The organism is Streptomyces sp. NPDC059169 (assembly GCF_042755225.1).
Taxonomy (GTDB): Bacteria; Actinomycetota; Actinomycetes; order Streptomycetales; family Streptomycetaceae; genus Streptomyces.
This window is the reverse complement of sequence record NZ_JBHZCF010000030.1, coordinates 33,984-50,127: the sequence shown is the minus strand read 5'-3', so window position 1 is coordinate 50,127 and position 16,144 is coordinate 33,984. Positions and strand designations below refer to the sequence as shown.

The following is a 16,144-nucleotide window of genomic DNA, read 5'->3' as shown; positions in this document are numbered from 1 at the left end:
CGGAGGCAGCCAGCATGAAAACCATCCCTGCCCCACCCGCGCAGTCCCAGAGTCGCGAACTCACGGGACGCACTCAAGAAGGTAGGGCGGCATGAGCGCCGCCACTGCAACCGTCGCCGCGGGCGAGGGCCGTATCGGCCTGCGCGGCAATCTGCGGCACATCGGCGCGCTGGTCCGCCGCAATCTGCTGTGGATACGTCAGGACCCGGAGTCCATGTTCGACGCGGTTCTGATGCCGATCGTCTTCACCTTGCTGTTCGTCTTCGTCTTCGGCGGCGCGATCGCCGGTAAGGACAACCAGGAGCAGTACGTCAACTACGTGGTGCCCGGCATGATGGCGATGATGGGCATGAATCTCGCCATGGGCGTCGGGACGGGCTTCAACCAGGACTTCCAGACCGGTGTCATGGACCGCTTCCGGTCCTTGCCGATCGCCCGGTCCTCGGTGCTGCTCGCCAAGATCGCCGTCGAGATCTGCCGGATGCTGGTCGCCACGACGATCCTGCTGACCGTGGGGTTCATGCTCGGTCTGTCCGTGCAGAACGTGGCGGGGATGTTCGCCGCGATCGGCCTGTCGCTGACCTTCGGCTCCGCCATCATGTGGATCTTCCTCACCATGGGCGTGATGATGAAGAACGCCCAGGCCATTCAAGGGATGGGGATGCTCGTGCTGCTGCCCCTGCAGTTCGGCTCCTCGATCTTCGCACCGACCAGTTCGATGCCCGGCTGGCTGCAGGCGTTCACCGAATACAACCCGCTGTCGACGCTCGCGGACGCGGCCCGCGGCCTGATGAACGGCGGTCCGGTCGCCCACAGCGTGTCGATAACGCTGCTCTGGTCGGTCGCGATCACCGCGGTGATGGCTCCGGTGTCGATACGGGTGTTCCGTACGAAGTCCTGACCCGGCGGCGCACGAGGGCGGCGGCCTCCTCCACGGTGAGGCGGCTGCCCTCGGCGCACCGGGCCTCGAACTCCGTCTCGCCCAACACCGCGCGGGTGGCACGCTCGGCGCGTTCCCTGCCCTCGCGCTCCAGGGAGGTGGCTGCGACGTGCCCGGGCGGCAAGGCCCGCTCGTAGGCACCGAGGAGCCGGGCGGCATCGGCCGCGGCCTGCGGACCGAGCGCGGCCAGTGCCTCGGCCGCCGTCGCCAGGTGTATGGCGGCCATGTGCGGCGCGACCATCCGCGACAACGGGGTCAGCGCTCCGTCCAGCGCACTGCCGGCGTGATCGACGGCGTCCTGGTAGTGGCCGTCCAGGCAGTCCAGCCAGGCGAGGCAGCCTGTGCCGAACTGTTCGAACATCGCGAAACCGGTCGAGCGGACGTCCCGGGCCAGCAGGTCCAACTGCTCGCGGGCCTCGGATGTCCTCCCGGTGCGGCCTAGTTGGAGCGCGAGGAAGAGCCGGGCGACGGGAACGGCGTCATGGAGGACGGCGCCCTCGGGCACCCGGGCCAGCACGTCACGCAGGATCGACTCCGCCTCGGCATCCCGCCCCAGTTCGCCGAGGACCGCGGCGAGCCTGGCGCGCAGCAGGGGGATCTGGCTCTGGGCACCGAGCCGCTCCGCGCGGTCCACCGCGGCACTGAAGTCCTCCGCGGCGAGCAGGAATTCGCCCTGCCGCTCACGGGCCTCACCGCGTGCGGACAGCGCCTCCGCCGCGCCCCACAGATCGCCGAGCCGTTCGAAGATCGCCAGGCTGCGATCGGCGTCCCGGGCCGCATCGGCCGCCCATTGACTGCGGTTGGCCAGCATGTCGGCGCGCATTCTGAGGGCACCGGCGAGCGCCCACTCGTCACCGGACTCCTCACAGCCGCGCACGGACAGGTCGAGCACCCGGCGGGTTCGTTCGCCGTCCCCGGTCAACAGGACCGCGAAGAACGAGAGGGACCCCGGGAATCGGCAGGTCTGCGGCAGCCCGGGCCGGTAGACCTCGGAGACACGGTGCAACCAGTCGCGCTGCTCGGGCTCGGCCCATTGGGCGGCCCCGCCCTCCGCGGTGACCATCCCGATCATCCGCACCGCCCGTCTGGCCTCCTGGAGCTGCTCGGCGGTGAACGGCGGCGGCGTGTCCGTCACCCTGTCCTGTAGCGGCGGAGCCGGCACCAGGGGCGGCGCGAACGGATCGGGTCCGAGGGCGGCGGCCGCCTGGGTCCAGTGCCGTGCGGCGTCGTGCAGGTCCCGCATCGCCCAGTACCAGGCCAGCGAGAGGACCAGGCACAGCGCCTCCTCCTCGTCCCCGGCGGCGACGGCTCGGCGCAACGCCGTGTGGAGGTTCCCTTCCTCCGCCTCCAGCCGGGCGATGGCACGGCTCTGCTCCCGCCCGCGCAACAACGGATCAGTACGGCGGGCCAGTTCGCGGTAGTGGGTGAGGTGGGCGCGCTCGGCGTCCTCACGGTCGCCGGACTCGTCGAGGCGTTCGGCCGCGTACTCGGCGACGGTCTCCAACAACCGGTAGCGCATGTCACCGTCCGCCGCCGGAGCCGCGACGACCAGGGACTTGTCGACGAGGGCTCCGAGCACCGGCACCACGTCCACGTCGGCCACGTCCCGGGAGCCCGGCCCGGACGCGCAGACCGCCGCGGCCGCGGGCAGGTCGCAGCTCCGGGCGAAGACGGAGAGGCGGCGCAGCACGGTGCGTTCGGCGTCGTCGAGGAGGTCCCACGACCAGTCGACCACGGCCCGCAGTGTCTGCTGGCGCGGCAGCACCGTGCGACTGCCGCTGGTCAGCAACCGGAAGCGGTCGTCGAGACGGTCGGCGATCTGGCGGAGCGTGAGCATCCGCAGTCGGGCGGCGGCGAGTTCGATGGCCAGCGGCAGCCCGTCCAGACGGCGGCAGATCTCACCAGCCGCCGCGAGGTCGTCCTCGATGCTGAACGCGGGATTCGCCGCAGCACCCCGCTCGGCGAGCAGACGCAGGGCCTTGGCGTCGGGCAGGGGACCGACGGGACGCACGACCTCTCCGGGCACTCCCAGGGGTTCCCTGCTGGTGGCCAGCACGGTCAGCTCCGGACAGTGCGCGAGGAGCTGTTCCGCCAGGACCGCGGCTGCACCCACGACGTGCTCGCAGTTGTCGAGGAGGAGCAGCATCCTCCGGCGCGCGCAGTGCTCGGTGAGACGGACGAGCGGATCGTGGCCCTGCCGATCGGACACCGCCCGGAGTTCCTCTGCGCCCGCACCGCGCAGCACGGTCCCGCGCGCCCCGATCGCGGCGAGGACGGCCTCCGGTACGTCGTCCGGGTCGCCGACGGGCGCGAGCTCCACGAGCCACACGCCGTCCGGATACCCGTCGGACGTCTGCTCGGCCGCCTCCTGCGAAAGCCGTGTCTTCCCGGCGCCGCCGTGCCCCAGCAAGGTGACCAGACGCGCCCGCGAGAGGTCGTCGCGGAGAGCTCCGATGTCGCTTTCGCGTCCGACGAAGCTGGTGAGCCGTGCCCGCAGATTCCCCGGCACCCGGTCGCGGGGCCCTCGGGCGGGGGGCGTGGTGGACGGCGCGGCGGGCACGGCCGTCGCACCGGGGCCGCGGGTGCCGTGCGGGTCGAGCAGCTCCGCGTGCAGGGCCCGCAGTTCGGGACCGGGATCGGTGCCCAGCCGTGCGACGAGCTCCCGGCGCACCCGGTCGTAGGCCGCGAGGGCTTCGGCCGTACGCCCCGCCGCACGCAGGGCACGGATGCGGAGGGCGTGCAGGGATTCGTCGAGCGGGTGCCCTTCGCACAGCGCGACGAGTTCCAGGAGCGTCTCCTCGGCCCGGCCGAGGGAGAGGGAGGCCGCCAGTCGGGTGCGCCGGGCGTCGAGCCTCCGTGCCTCCCAGCGGGCGGCTTCCGCAGTGCGGTCCGGGAGGTCGGCCAGCACCGGCCCTTGCCACAGCGCCAACGCCTCGTCGAGCACGGCTGCCGCCCGGTCCGGGGCGCCCTCGGCAAAGGCCCTGGTGCCCTCCCGCACGAGCCGCTCGAACCGGTGGAGGTCCACGTCCTCGGGCTCGGCGGCGAGCCGATATCCCCCGTCTACCGACAGCACCGACCGGTGTCCGAGCACCCGTCGTGCCCTCCCGACGAGCGCCTGGACCGCGCCGACCGCGTCGACCGGCGGCCCACCGTCCCAGACCTCGTCGACGAGCCGTTCCACGGGCACCGTACGGCCGCCCCGCAGGGCGAGCGCCGTCACCAGCGCGCGCAGGCGCGCCCCGCCGAGCGGGACGGCCGTGCCGTCATCGTGGAAGGCCCGGGTGGTGCCGAGTACGGAGTAGCGCACCCGCCCATTCTCCGTGACGCGCCCCGGTCACCTGCTGCGGCTCGCGTGCGGAACTCCCGCCCCGGGCGAGACGTTCCCGCCCTGCCGCCTGTACGGTCGGCAGCCCGACCCCGCCGACCACGCATCCGGGAGCACCGCTCATGACCACCGCCACCACCCGCAGCAGCGACCGGCGGATCTCGCCCGTCTTTCTCGGCATCGCCGCGGTCACGGCGGTCACCGGCTGGGCGGTGTGGACGGGCTTCGCGTCCCGCACGGGGCTCGCGCTGTTCCTGTTCGTCACGGGCGCCTGGGTCGTCTCGCTCTGTCTGCACGAGTACGCCCACGCCCGGACGGCGCTGCACAGCGGCGACCTCAGCATCGGCGCCAAGGGCTATCTGACCCTCAACCCGCTCAAGTACACCCATGCGATGCTGAGCATCGTGCTGCCCGTCCTCTTCGTCATCATGGGGGGCATCGGGCTGCCGGGCGGTGCGGTCTTCATCGAGCGCCATCGCATCACGGGCCGCTGGAAGCACAGTCTGATCTCCGCGGCGGGCCCTCTGACGAACGTCGCGTTCGCCGTGGTGTGCACCGCCCCGTTCTGGCTGGGGGCGCTCGCCGGCGTGCCGGTGGCCTTCCGCTTCGCCCTGGCCTTCCTCGCACTGCTGCAGGTGACGGCGTCGATCCTGAACTTCCTGCCGGTCCCGGGCCTCGACGGGTACGGCGTGGTCGAGCCGTGGCTGTCCCAGCGCGTCCGGCGCCAGGTGGAGCCGATCGCCCCGTTCGGACTGCTGCTCGTCTTCGCCGTGCTGTTCATCCCCGCGGTCAACCACGTCTTCTTCGACGCCGTCGACGCGGTACTCCGGGGGCTCGGAGTGCCCCAGGCCGACACCTACTGCGGTTTCAGCCTGTACCGGTTCCTCACCGGGTCGAACCCGGCGTGCGAGGCCGCGATCGGCGTCTGATCACGAGCGCTTCGCGGCCCGCGCCCGCCGGACGTAGTAGATCGCCATGTTCGACGACACCCCGGCGAGCAGCACCCACACGATCCCGAGCCAGCTTCCTTCCGCGAACGACACGACCGCGGCGGCGACGGCGAGGACGCAGATGACGATGGCGTAGAGGGCGAGGCGGGGCATGGGGGTCGGCTCCTGTCCGGTCAGGGGTGTTCCGGACCAGTGTCCCCCATGCCCGTGCGCGATCTAGACGTCGGTCACCCGCAGGCCGGCGTGCGCCTTGTATCGGCGGTTGACCGAGATGAGGTTGGCCACCAGCGACTCGACCTGGTGGGCGTTCCTCAGCCGGCCGGCGAAGACGCCCCGCATCCCGGGGATGCGGCCCGCGAGGGCCTGCACCACGTCCGTGTCGGTACGTACCTCGCCCAGCACCATCACATCGGTGTCGATCTCCTCGATCGACTCGTCCTGCAGCAGCACGGCCGAGAGGTGGTGGAAGGCGGCGGTCACCCGGGACTCCGGCAGCAGCGCGGCGGCCTGTTCGGCCGCACTGCCTTCTTCCGGCTTCAGCGCGTAGGCGCCCTTCTTGTCGAAGCCCAGCGGGTTCACGCAGTCGATCACGAGCTTCCCGGCGAGCTCCGTGCGGAGCGCCTCCAGGGTCTTGGCGTGGCCGTCCCACGGCACGGCCACGATCACGACGTCGCTGCGCCGCGCGCACTCGGCGTTTTCGGCACCCTCGATGCCGAGGCCCAACTCGACGGCCGCGGTGCGGGCGCGCTCGGCTGCCCGGGAACCGATGATCACCTTCTGGCCGGCCCGGGCGAGCCGGTAGGCGAGGCCCCGGCCCTGGTCCCCGGTGCCGCCGAGGACGCCGACGACCAGGCCGGAGACGTCGGGGAGATCCCGAGGATCCTTGGCGGGGGGCTTGGGCGCGCTGCTGTCTTGAGAGGTCATGGCCCGACCTTACTTGCAGGTAGTACTCCCATCTCCTCGTCCCCGCGAGGGTGAGCCCCGGCCGTACGGGCCCCGCCGACCGCCGCCCTGCGGCAGGATGCCGGGCCATGGATGCCGTACGCGTCGCACTGCTGCGAGAGGTCCTCGCCGGGACGGAGTGGCCCGCGGCCGCCCGTCGGTTCGCCGGGGCCCTGCGCTCCTCGGTCGTCTCCCGGGGTGGGGGACTGTTGCTGGTGGGCACGGCCGCGTACGAACCGTGGCACCTCGCGGCGCACCTCGTGGACGAGGCCGCCTGGTCGGGGCAGCCCGAGCTCGCCCCCACGCTCGTGCGGCACCGGGTGCAGGCCGGGGATCCGGCGCACCTGGCGGTCGGGCTCGGCAGGGTCGCCGCGGCGGGCCGCGGCGAGACGCTGCTGCTGGTGGCGCCGGACGCGCCTGACTGCGCGTTGTTGGAACGGGTCCACGACGCCCGGCGCTCCGGTGCGACGGTCCTGTCGCTGGACGGCGGGGACCGGGAGGTGCGGGGACTCGCGCACGAGGCCCTCACCGTCACCGACACCGCGGAGGTCGACCTCGACACGGTGCAGCACCTGGTCGGGGCGGCTGCGGGCGAGACCGGACCGGCGCCCGCCCGGCGGGGCCGCCGCGGGCTGCGCGGCCGGTTGTCCCGGCTCGCGGACCAGTTGACGGCGCCGCCACCGCCCCTCTGGTAGCCGGCCCGTCCCCGGGTAATTCGATTGCCCGCGCGGGGACGTGCGCGCAGCATGCACCGTTGTGGCATCCCGACTGCGCTCCGTGCTCCCCGACCTCTCGCCCTGGCGTTCGTCCCGCGACTTCCGGCTGCTGTGGATCCAGGGGCTGGTGACCTTCTTCAGCAGCTTCATGGCGATGGTGGCCCTGCCGCTGCAGATCAAGGAGCTGACCGGGTCGCCGCTCGCGGTGGGCGTCATGGGAGCCGTCGAGCTGGTGCCGCTGGTCGTCTTCGGGCTGTACGGCGGGGCCCTCGCCGATGCCGGCGACCGCCGCAGGGTGCTGCTGCTCACGGAGGCGGGGACGGCCGTCATGGCCGCCACCCTGCTGGTCAACGCCCTCCTGCCGGAGCCGGCACTGTGGCCGCTGTACCTGGTCGCCGCCGGTGTCTCGGCCCTCGCGGGCCTCCAGCGTCCCGCCCTCGACTCGCTGATGGCGCGGATCGTGCCGCACGACCAGCAGACCGCGGCAGCGGCGCTCAACGCCCTGCGCTGGCAGATCGGGGCCATCGCAGGTCCCGCACTCGCGGGCCTGGTCGTCGCTTACGCGGGACATGCCGCGGCGTACGCGACGACGGTCTGCGGCCTCGTGGTCTCGGTGCTGCTCTGTACCCGGCTGGCCCCCGCCCCGCCCGCGCACGACGCGGCCAAGCCGTCCCTGCGCGGCGTAGCGGAGGGTGCCCGCTACGCCTGGAGTCGTCCCGTGCTGCTCGGCACCTACGCCGTCGACCTGGCTGCGATGTTCTTCGCGTTCCCGAACACGATCTTCCCGTTCCTGGCGGCCGACCTGGACGCCGAGTGGTCGCTGGGGCTGATGTACGCGGCGGGCTCGGTCGGTTCCGTCGTGCTGAGCCTGACCAGCGGGTGGACGTCACGGGTGCGCCGCCACGGGCTGTTCGTGGTGTTCGGTGCGGCGGGCTGGGGCCTGGCGGTCGCGGCGGCGGGCTGGTTCACCGACGTATGGCTGGTTCTGCTGTGCCTGGCGTTCGCCGGGGCGGGCGACATGCTCAGCGGCCTCGGGCGGTCGACGATCTGGAACCAGACCGTCCCGGAGGAGCTGCGCGGCCGGCTCGCGGGCATCGAGGTGCTCTCGTACAGCGTGGGGCCACAGCTGGGTCAGGTCCGTGCGGGTGCGGCGGCCGGTTGGACCGGTACCCGGGCCGCGTTCTGGAGCGGCGGGCTGGCCTGCGTGGCTTCGGTCGGTCTGCTGGCCGCGGTGCTCCCGAAGCTCGTCACGTACGACGCACGGACGGACGAGGACGCCCTGCGCCGCCGCGCCCGGAAGGAAGCGGCGGCGGGGTCGGACGCCGGGGTGGGTGCCGGGGTGACCTCCTGATCAGTCGCCGGCGTCCTCGCCCCGGGGGGCGTCGTGCCACCTGGGGTCGTTCTCCCACTGGAGGTTCCGCTCGCGCGCGGTCTCCATCGCGTGCTCCGCCTCCGTGCGGGTGGTGTACGGGCCGAAGCGGTCCTTCGCCGGGCACTCGGGACCCTCCTCGACCTTTCTGTGCTCCAGGCAGTAGTACCACTCGCCCGGTTTGCCCACCGTGCTCTTCTTGAACAGGGCCATTCGTCGGCTCCTTCCTCTGTCGCCATGCTGCCCCACCCCGCGCCCGCTACGCCGGAGGGCGCGTGCGGACCCCCCGGATAGACTCGCGGCATGTCTGGCCAGTCGCTGCTCGTACCAGGGGAGCTCTCTCCCACCCGCTCCGTCCCCGGAAACATCCGGCGCCCCGAGTACGTCGGGAAGCCCGCGCCGACCCCGTACTCCGGGCCGGAGGTCCAGGACGCCGAAACCATCGCGAACATGCGGATCGCGGGCCGCATCGCCGCGCAGGCGATGGCGGAGGCCGCGAAACTGATCGCACCGGGTGTGACCACGGACGAACTGGACCGCGTCGCCCATGAGTTCATGTGCGACCACGGGGCGTACCCCTCGACGCTCGGCTACCGCGGCTTCCCCAAGTCGCTGTGCTCCTCGGTGAACGAGGTGATCTGCCACGGGATCCCGGACTCGACGGTGCTGCGCGACGGCGACATCGTGAACCTGGACGTCACCGCGTACATCCACGGCGTCCACGGCGACAACAACGCGACCTACCTGTGCGGTGACGTGGACGAGGAGTCGAGGCTCCTGGTCGAGCGGACCCGGGAGTCGCTGAACCGGGCCATCAAGGCCGTCAAGCCGGGTCGCCAGATCAACGTCATCGGGCGGGTCATCGAGTCGTACGCGAAGCGGTTCGGCTACGGCGTCGTCCGCGACTTCACCGGACACGGCATCAACGCGTCGTTCCACTCCGGCCTGATCATCCCGCACTACGACAGCCCGCACGCGACCACCGTCATCCAGCCCGGAATGACCTTCACGATCGAGCCCATGCTGACCCTCGGCACGCACGACTACGACATGTGGGACGACGGTTGGACCGTGGTGACCAAGGACCGCAAGCGGACGGCGCAGTTCGAGCACACCCTGGTGGTGACGGACAGCGGCACCGAAATCCTGACGTTGCCCTGAGGCTCCGACGGGGTAGCTTTTTACCGACAGGACGTCGGGAACCTATTGACTTAGGCAAGCCTAAGTAGGAAGATCCTCATTGGCTCCCGTCCCCATCGGTCCCCGGAGGTCCGCCTTGGACACGCTGGACACGCCCTTCTCGACGCTCATCCGTGTCGCCTCGCACGAACAGCACGCCGAGGCGGAGACCTCGACCTTCATGAGCGATCTGCTCGGCGGCCGGCTCACGGTGGGGGCGTACGCCCGGTACACGGAGCAGCTGTGGTTCGTGTACCGGGCCCTGGAAGCTGCGGCGGGGCGGCTCCGACACGACCCCGTGGCCGGTCCGTTCATACGGCCCGAGCTGTTCCGCACACCCGAGCTGGAACGGGACCTGGCACACCTGCGCGGGGCCGGCTGGCGGGACGGCCTCCAGCCGCTGCCGGCCACCGCGGCCTACGCAGCGCGGGTCGAGGAGTGCGCCCGCGCCTGGCCCGCGGGTTACGTGGCCCACCACTACACGCGCTACCTCGGTGACCTCTCCGGCGGCCAGATCATCCGCGACAGGGCGGAACGGACCTGGGGCTTCGCCCGCAGGGGCGACGGCGTCCGCTTCTACGTCTTCGACCAGATCCCCAACCCCGCCGCCTTCAAACGGGCGTACCGGGAATTGCTGGACGGCATGAACGCCGACGACCTGGAGAAACAGCGGATCATCGACGAGTGCCGGCGCGCCTTCGACTTCAACGGCGCGGTGTTCCGGGAGCTCGGGGCGGAGTTCCCGCTGAGCGCCTGAGCTCCTGAGGACCTGAGGCCTGGCGGGAGCGCGCGGTGCACGCCGCGGGTCCGCCCGGGAAGCCGAACGGCGGGCGGGCGCACCGGGAGCATCACCGAGGGCCGCCGCGCGCGGGCCGGGGCCGTTACCGGGGTCCGGAGCCCGGCGCCCAGGGCCGATGACGACCGGGCCGAACGCCGACGCACGGGCCGACCGTACGATCCGGCTCAGCCCGCACTCCCGGGCACACTGACCACGTGCGGCAAGCGGGACCGCTCCGCCCGCCGGAGCGGCGCTATCCGGCCGGCCGGGCGGGGCGCGTGCTCACCAGCGGGACCCTTCGACCGCGCGGGAGCCGCCGCTGGTCCGGCGAGACGCACCCGTCCCCCGATCTCCACGATGCCGTCGGGACCCGGGGCGGTCAGGATCTGCGAGCCCCGGCCCTGGGTGATGTTCAGGGCGCGCCCGAGGTGGGCGGTCAGCAGCAGGGCCGCCGCACCGGTCGCCTCGTCCTCCACGATGCCGTCGTCACGTCGCGGAAAGGCCCTCGCCCGCACGCGTCCGGCCGACTCGTCCTCCCACGCCCAGGCGTAGAGCCAGCCCTCGCCCGGCGGCGGTGCCGGCAGGTCCTCGACGTCGGCGGCCGAAGGGTACTGCTCCAGTCGGCGGGGCGGCGCCCACTCGGCGCGTGCGGTGATCCAGGTGAACTCGCCGTCGTCGCGCACCCACACCTCACCGGCGGGCGGGTTGACGGCTTCCAGGTCCAACAGCCAGGCGACCCCGACGAGCGGATGACCGGCGAACGGCAGCCGCACCCCGGGGGTGTAGATGTCGACGCTGCCGCGCTCGGGATCGTCCACGAACACGGTCTCGCTGAAGCCCAGTTCGGCGGCGAGTGCCTGCCGGGACGCCTGGTCGGGCCAGCCTCGCGGGTCGCGCACGACACCGAGCGTGTTGCCGAACCGGCCGTCACCGGCACAGAAGACCTTGAGCACGTCGAGTTCGTTCACCCGGGCATTGAAGCACCCGGACGCGTGAATCGCTGCCCGCGTACGCAGAGCGACCGGAGCGGCGATCGTCACACGGACGTGTCAGGGGCGGGCGGTTGCGCGACGGCGCACGATGGCGACCGCGCCCGCCCCTGCCGCGGCGGGGACACCGGAGGCGGCCGGGAGGCACACACGGCGCTCGCCTGAGTGGGCACGCCCGGGTGGCACACCGCTGTTCGCCGCCCGCCGAAGCCGTGGCCTCGCCGGACCTGCACCGACTGCTCGACGCCGACGGACCGCCGAGTCACGCCGTCCGACCGTCGCGGCCACCGCGTGGCCGCCGTTGCGTGGCGCCCGCCCACCGCACCCGACCGCCTCCGCGGGGACTTGACCCTCGCTTGGTCCGTCCGCGACCGCGCCGTGTCTTCCCCGTGTCTTCCCCGTGTCCGACCCTTCGGTAGCCCGGGGTGGCGCGGCCGGATGAGAGCTGAATCACGCCACTGACGGGTATCAGTCAGGTAAGCCTCGGTTAAGTTAGGTCCGCCTCACCCGTGTCCCGTCCCCGTGGAGCCTGAGTATGCGACCCGTCCGTCTCTCCGTTGTCACCGCCGCAGCCGCCGTGACCGCTCTGACCGCCCTCACGGGCTGTGCCGACAAGGGCGACGCCAAGGGCGGCGACGGAGCGATCACCGTCACTGCGAAGGACGACGCCTGCGAGGTGTCGAAGAAGGAGTTCCCCGCCGGGCACGTCACCTTCGACATCGAGAACAAGGGCTCCAAGGTCACCGAGGTGTACCTCCTCTTCCCGGACGCCCGCATCGTCACCGAGCGCGAGAACATCGGCCCCGGCACCAAGGCGAGCATCACGGCCGAGGTCAAGGCCGGTGACTACGAGGTCGCCTGCAAGCCCGGCATGAAGGGCGACGGCATCCGCCAGCAGGTCAAGGCGACCGGTGGCAAGACCGTCAAGCGGTCCCCGGAGATGGACAAGGCCGTCGCCGACTTCCGCACCTACGTCCAGCAGCAGGCCGACGAGACGTTGCCGAAGGTGAAGGTGTTCACCGACGCCGTCCGTGCCGGCGACGTCGAGGCCGCGAAGAAGGCGTACGCCGACTCCCGCATCGGTTGGGAGCGCACCGAGCCCGTCGCCGAGTCCTTCGGTGACATCGACCCGAAGGTCGACCTCCGCGAGGACGGAGTGGCCGACCTCAAGAAGGGCGAGCAGTGGACCGGCTGGCACCGCCTGGAGAAGGCCCTGTGGCAGGACAAGAAGCTCGGCCCCGAGGAGAAGGCGCTCGCCGACGCCCTCGACAAGGACCTCGCCGACTGGGCCGGGCGCGTCGGCAAGGCGGAGATCACCCCGACCTCCATGGCCAACGGCGCCAAGGAGTTGCTGGACGAGGTCGCCACCGGCAAGGTCACCGGTGAGGAGGAGCGCTACTCCCACACCGACCTGGTCGATTTCAAGGCGAACGTCGAGGGCGCGCAGAAGTCCTTCGAGCTGCTGAAGCCGGTCGCCGCCAAGAACGACCCGAAGCTCGTCGCCGAGTTGGACAAGCAGTTCGCCGCGATGGAGGCGCTGCTGGACACGTACCGCGCGGACAAGAACACCTACGTCTTCACGTCGTACGACAAGGTCACCGCACCGCAGCGCAAGGAGCTGTCCGACGGTGTCAACGCCCTTGCGGAGCCGCTGTCCAAGCTCGGCGCCGCGGTCGTCAAGTAGCCAGCAGGGGGGACCTGAAGATGTCGCAGGAGACCACGCACAAGGGCGCGGCCGAGGCCGAAGGCGCCGGAACGGCCGCTGAAGAGAAGGACGGCGGGTCCACCGCCACGGCCGCCCCGTCGCGGCGCACCCTGCTCGGCTGGGGAAGTGCCGGGATCGCACTCGGCGCAGCCGTGGCCGGCGGAGCCGCCGCCGCCGTGACCCGCTCCGGGGACACCACGGTCCCCGCGGCGATGAGCGGAGCCGCGGTGCCCTTCCACGGGGCGCACCAGGCGGGCATCGCCACCGCCGTGCAGGACCGGCTGCACTTCGCGTCGTTCGACGTGAAGACCAAGGACCGTGCCGAACTCATCCAGGTGCTGAAGGACTGGACGAGGGCCGCCCGGCAGATGACCGCAGGGCAGGCGGTCGGTGAGGGCGCCTACGGCGGACTCGCCGAGGCACCGCCGGACGACACGGGAGAAGCCCTCGGACTGAAGCCGTCCCGGCTGACGCTCACCATCGGCTTCGGCCCCTCGCTGTTCGACGACCGCTTCGGTCTGAAGGACCGTCGGCCCGCCGCGCTGGTCGACCTCCCCGCGTTCGCGCACGACAACCTGGACCCGGCCCGCAGCGGCGGTGACCTGTGTGTCCAGGCCTGCGCCGACGATCCGCAGGTCGCCGTGCACGCCATCCGCAACCTCGCCCGGATCGGCTTCGGGAAGATCGCGGTGCGCTGGTCCCAGCTCGGCTTCGGCAAGACCTCCTCGACCACGCCCGAGGAGCAGACGCCGCGCAACATGATGGGCTTCAAGGACGGCACGCGGAACATCTCCGGCAGCGACGACGCGGCCCTGGAGAAGCACGTGTGGGTGTCCGAGAAGGACGGCCCGTCCTGGCTGGCCGGCGGCTCCTACCTCGTGGCCCGCCGGATCCGGATGAACATCGAGGCCTGGGACCGCACGCCGCTGCAGGAGCAGGAGGACATCTTCGGCCGCGACAAGGGCGAGGGTGCTCCGGTCGGCAGGGCGAAGGAGCGCGACGAGCCGTTCCTGCCCGCGATGCTGCCGACCTCGCACGTGCGGCTGGCCCACCCGGACTCCAACGGAGGTGCGAAGCTGCTGCGCCGCGGCTACTCCTTCACCGACGGCACGGACGGACTCGGCCGCCTCGACGCGGGCCTGTTCTTCCTCGCCTACCAGCGGGACGTCGCCAAGGGATTCATCCCGGTGCAGCGCAACCTCTCCTCGGACGACCTCAACGAGTACATCCAGCACGTTGGTTCGGCCCTGTTCGCCGTGCCGCCGGGCGTCCGCGACAAGGACGACTGGTGGGGCCGGGCGCTGTTCTCGTAGTCAGAAGGGACCCGCCGTGTTCGGCAATTACCTCATCGGCCTGCGCGAGGGACTGGAAGCCAGCCTCGTCGTCTGCATCCTGGTCGCGTACCTGGTGAAGACGGGCCGCAAGGACGCCCTGAGGCCGATCTGGATCGGCATCGGGGTGGCCTGCGGGCTGTCGCTCTCCTTCGGCGCCGCCCTGGAGTTCGGTTCGCAGGAGCTGACCTTCGAGGCGCAGGAACTGCTCGGCGGTTCGCTGTCGATCCTCGCCGTGGGCTTGGTGACGTGGATGGTCTTCTGGATGCGGCGCACCGCCCGGCACCTGAAGGCGGAGCTCCACGGAAAGCTCGACAGTGCGCTGCAGATGGGCACGGGCGCGCTGGTCGCGACCGCGTTCCTCGCGGTGGGACGGGAAGGCCTGGAGACGGCGCTGTTCGTCTGGGCGTCCGTGCGGGCCTCCAGCGACGGCACGACGGGACCGCTGGTCGGGGTGCTGCTCGGCATCGCCACGGCGATCGTGCTGGGTTGGCTGTTCTACCGGGGCGCCCTGCGGATCAACCTGGCGAAGTTCTTCACATGGACCGGCGGGATGCTCGTCGTCGTCGCCGCCGGCGTGCTCGCCTACGGCGTGCACGACCTGCAGGAGGCCCGTTTCCTGGGCGGTCTGGCGGACAAGGCCTTCGATGTCAGCGCGACGATCCCGCCGGACAGCTGGTACGGCACACTGTTGAAGGGCGTGTTCAACTTCCAGCCCGATCCGACCGTCGTCCAGCTGTCGGTGTGGGCCCTGTATCTGGTACCGACACTCGCGCTGTTCCTCGCCCCGGTAGGGTTCGGACGTTCAGTGCGGGTCGAGAAGCAGAAGGCAACCGATGAGAACGCTGGGTCGGGTGGCGACGGGGCTCGCGACGGTGATGGTGCTGTCGCTGACGGCGAGCGGGTGCGTGACGGTGCACGGGGAGTTGGAAGTCGTACCGTCGGCGAGCAGGGGTGAGGCCGCGGAGGCCCTGAAGGACTTCACCGACGCCTACAACAAGGCTGACAAGGCGTATGACCCGGCCCTCGACGCGGGCCGGGTCACCGGCGCCCTCGGCGCGATCAACCAGGCGGGGCTGAAGGCGCACAACATCACGAGCCCGGACGGCAATCCGCGGCACGTCCCCCTGGAGCTGTCGGACGCGAAGTTCTACGTGCCGAAGAAGGCCGGTTGGCCACGCTGGTTCCTCGCGGACACCGACAGCAACCGGGACACGGACTCCGGCCCCCAGGACAGCCGCTGGATCGTGGTGTTCGTCAAGAACAGCAGCAAGGCGCTGTGGGAAGCCGCGTACCTCGCCATCCTGGCGCCGCGCGACGTGCCGAAGTTCCGTACGGACCAGGACGGCTGGGCGGAGCAGGTGGAGCCGGACTCGGCACGGACCGCGGTCGCCCCGCGGGATCTCAGCGAGGAGTACGCCGCGTACCTGCAGAGCGGCAAGCCCGACCACTTCGCCCCGGGCCCGGAGACCACGGGCTGGCGCGAGGAGCGCGAGCGCAACCTGAAGCGGGCGGGGCTGACCACCCAGTACGTCGACCAGCCGCTGGACACCGGCGACTTCGCACCGCTCGGGCTGGCCACCGAGGACGGCGGGGCGCTGGTGTTCTTCGCCCTGCGGTACTTCGACCGGCAGACCGCGGCACAGGGCTACCGGCCGAAGGTCAGTCCGGACGTGAAGGCGCTCACCACCGGCGAGGTGAAGAACACACTCACCAAGGAATGGGTGTCGAGCCAGGCGGTGAAGGTGGAACCGAGCGGGGCGAACGGCCGGCCCGCGGTGACCATCATGAGCAGGCTGCAGGGCGTGGTGGCGGCACAGGGGTCCTGAGCGTGCGGAGCCGGTGAGGGTCTCGGGGCCCGGACCCGCACGGGATCCTCCCGCCATACGCCACCGGTCACCGTCACCGGTCACCAGAGCG

General features: G+C 71.5%; 15 protein-coding genes. 10 read left to right on the top strand and 5 right to left on the bottom strand.

The genetic code is table 11. The features are described 5' to 3' along the window. The first annotated feature begins 91 nt into the window (after positions 1–91). Positions 92–901, top strand: coding sequence for an ABC transporter permease (locus tag ACFXOM_RS34775; protein ID WP_385041410.1), 810 nt, complete (start codon positions 92–94; stop codon positions 899–901). Here the strand turns inward: ACFXOM_RS34775 and ACFXOM_RS34770 are convergent. Then, positions 849–4,247: a BTAD domain-containing putative transcriptional regulator gene (locus tag ACFXOM_RS34770; protein WP_384938586.1), complete on the bottom strand. Its 3,399-nt coding sequence runs from the start codon at positions 4,245–4,247 to the stop codon at positions 849–851. The genes ACFXOM_RS34775 and ACFXOM_RS34770 overlap by 53 nt on opposite strands. Before the next feature lie 140 nt (positions 4,248–4,387). Here ACFXOM_RS34770 and ACFXOM_RS34765 point away from each other — a divergent pair, with 140 nt between their 5' ends. Beyond that, entirely contained in the window at positions 4,388–5,194 is an 807-nt protein-coding gene (locus ACFXOM_RS34765; protein WP_385041407.1) for a site-2 protease family protein, read from the top strand. Here ACFXOM_RS34765 and ACFXOM_RS34760 read toward each other — a convergent pair whose 3' ends face one another. Both ACFXOM_RS34760 and npdG read right to left on the bottom strand, forming a co-directional pair. Next, complete coding sequence (locus ACFXOM_RS34760; protein WP_384938582.1) at positions 5,195–5,368, bottom strand: hypothetical protein; 174 nt, start codon at positions 5,366–5,368, stop codon at positions 5,195–5,197. It lies immediately after the preceding gene. Between the two features lie 63 nt (positions 5,369–5,431). Then, positions 5,432–6,139, bottom strand: a complete 708-nt coding sequence (gene npdG / locus ACFXOM_RS34755) for an NADPH-dependent F420 reductase (RefSeq protein ID WP_384948225.1) — start codon at positions 6,137–6,139, stop codon at positions 5,432–5,434. 107 nt (positions 6,140–6,246) lie between these two features. Between npdG and ACFXOM_RS34750 the strand changes: the two genes are divergently transcribed. Both ACFXOM_RS34750 and ACFXOM_RS34745 read left to right on the top strand, forming a co-directional pair. Continuing rightward, complete coding sequence (locus ACFXOM_RS34750; protein ID WP_385041404.1) at positions 6,247–6,852, top strand: hypothetical protein; 606 nt, start codon at positions 6,247–6,249, stop codon at positions 6,850–6,852. Between the two features lie 61 nt (positions 6,853–6,913). Next, positions 6,914–8,224 (top strand): MFS transporter, encoded by a 1,311-nt coding sequence (locus ACFXOM_RS34745; RefSeq protein ID WP_385041401.1) that lies wholly within the window; start codon positions 6,914–6,916, stop codon positions 8,222–8,224. On the opposite strand, the gene ACFXOM_RS34740 is transcribed toward ACFXOM_RS34745, so the two are convergent. Further along, positions 8,225–8,455: a hypothetical protein gene (locus ACFXOM_RS34740; protein ID WP_384938575.1), complete on the bottom strand. Its 231-nt coding sequence runs from the start codon at positions 8,453–8,455 to the stop codon at positions 8,225–8,227. A gap of 90 nt (positions 8,456–8,545) precedes the next feature. Between ACFXOM_RS34740 and map the strand changes: the two genes are divergently transcribed. Together map and ACFXOM_RS34730 are read left to right on the top strand one after the other, a co-directional pair. After that, positions 8,546–9,403, top strand: coding sequence for a type I methionyl aminopeptidase (gene map, locus ACFXOM_RS34735; RefSeq protein WP_384938573.1), 858 nt, complete (start codon positions 8,546–8,548; stop codon positions 9,401–9,403). 124 nt (positions 9,404–9,527) lie between these two features. Continuing rightward, entirely contained in the window at positions 9,528–10,178 is a 651-nt protein-coding gene (locus ACFXOM_RS34730; protein WP_384938650.1) for a heme oxygenase (biliverdin-producing), read from the top strand. A gap of 206 nt (positions 10,179–10,384) precedes the next feature. On the opposite strand, the gene ACFXOM_RS34725 is transcribed toward ACFXOM_RS34730, so the two are convergent. After that, the gene (locus tag ACFXOM_RS34725; protein WP_384938571.1) at positions 10,385–11,167 is read right to left on the bottom strand and encodes a PhzF family phenazine biosynthesis protein; all 783 of its coding nucleotides are present in this window, start codon (positions 11,165–11,167) and stop codon (positions 10,385–10,387) included. A 556-nt stretch (positions 11,168–11,723) separates the two neighbouring features. Between ACFXOM_RS34725 and efeO the strand changes: the two genes are divergently transcribed. From efeO to ACFXOM_RS34705, 4 genes are read left to right on the top strand one after another with little or no spacing between them, the layout of a single operon-like run. Further along, on the top strand, positions 11,724–12,872 hold the full coding sequence (gene efeO, locus ACFXOM_RS34720; protein WP_384948230.1) for an iron uptake system protein EfeO: 1,149 nt from the start codon (positions 11,724–11,726) through the stop codon (positions 12,870–12,872). A gap of 20 nt (positions 12,873–12,892) precedes the next feature. Then, positions 12,893–14,206, top strand: coding sequence for an iron uptake transporter deferrochelatase/peroxidase subunit (gene efeB, locus ACFXOM_RS34715; protein WP_385041398.1), 1,314 nt, complete (start codon positions 12,893–12,895; stop codon positions 14,204–14,206). A 16-nt stretch (positions 14,207–14,222) separates the two neighbouring features. Beyond that, a complete protein-coding gene (efeU, locus tag ACFXOM_RS34710) occupies positions 14,223–15,182 on the top strand; it encodes an iron uptake transporter permease EfeU (protein ID WP_384938565.1) in 960 nt (319 codons plus the stop codon). After that, a complete protein-coding gene (locus ACFXOM_RS34705; RefSeq protein ID WP_384938648.1) occupies positions 15,103–16,053 on the top strand; it encodes a hypothetical protein in 951 nt (316 codons plus the stop codon). The genes efeU and ACFXOM_RS34705 overlap by 80 nt, the downstream gene beginning before the upstream one ends. Positions 16,054–16,144 lie beyond the last annotated feature (91 nt).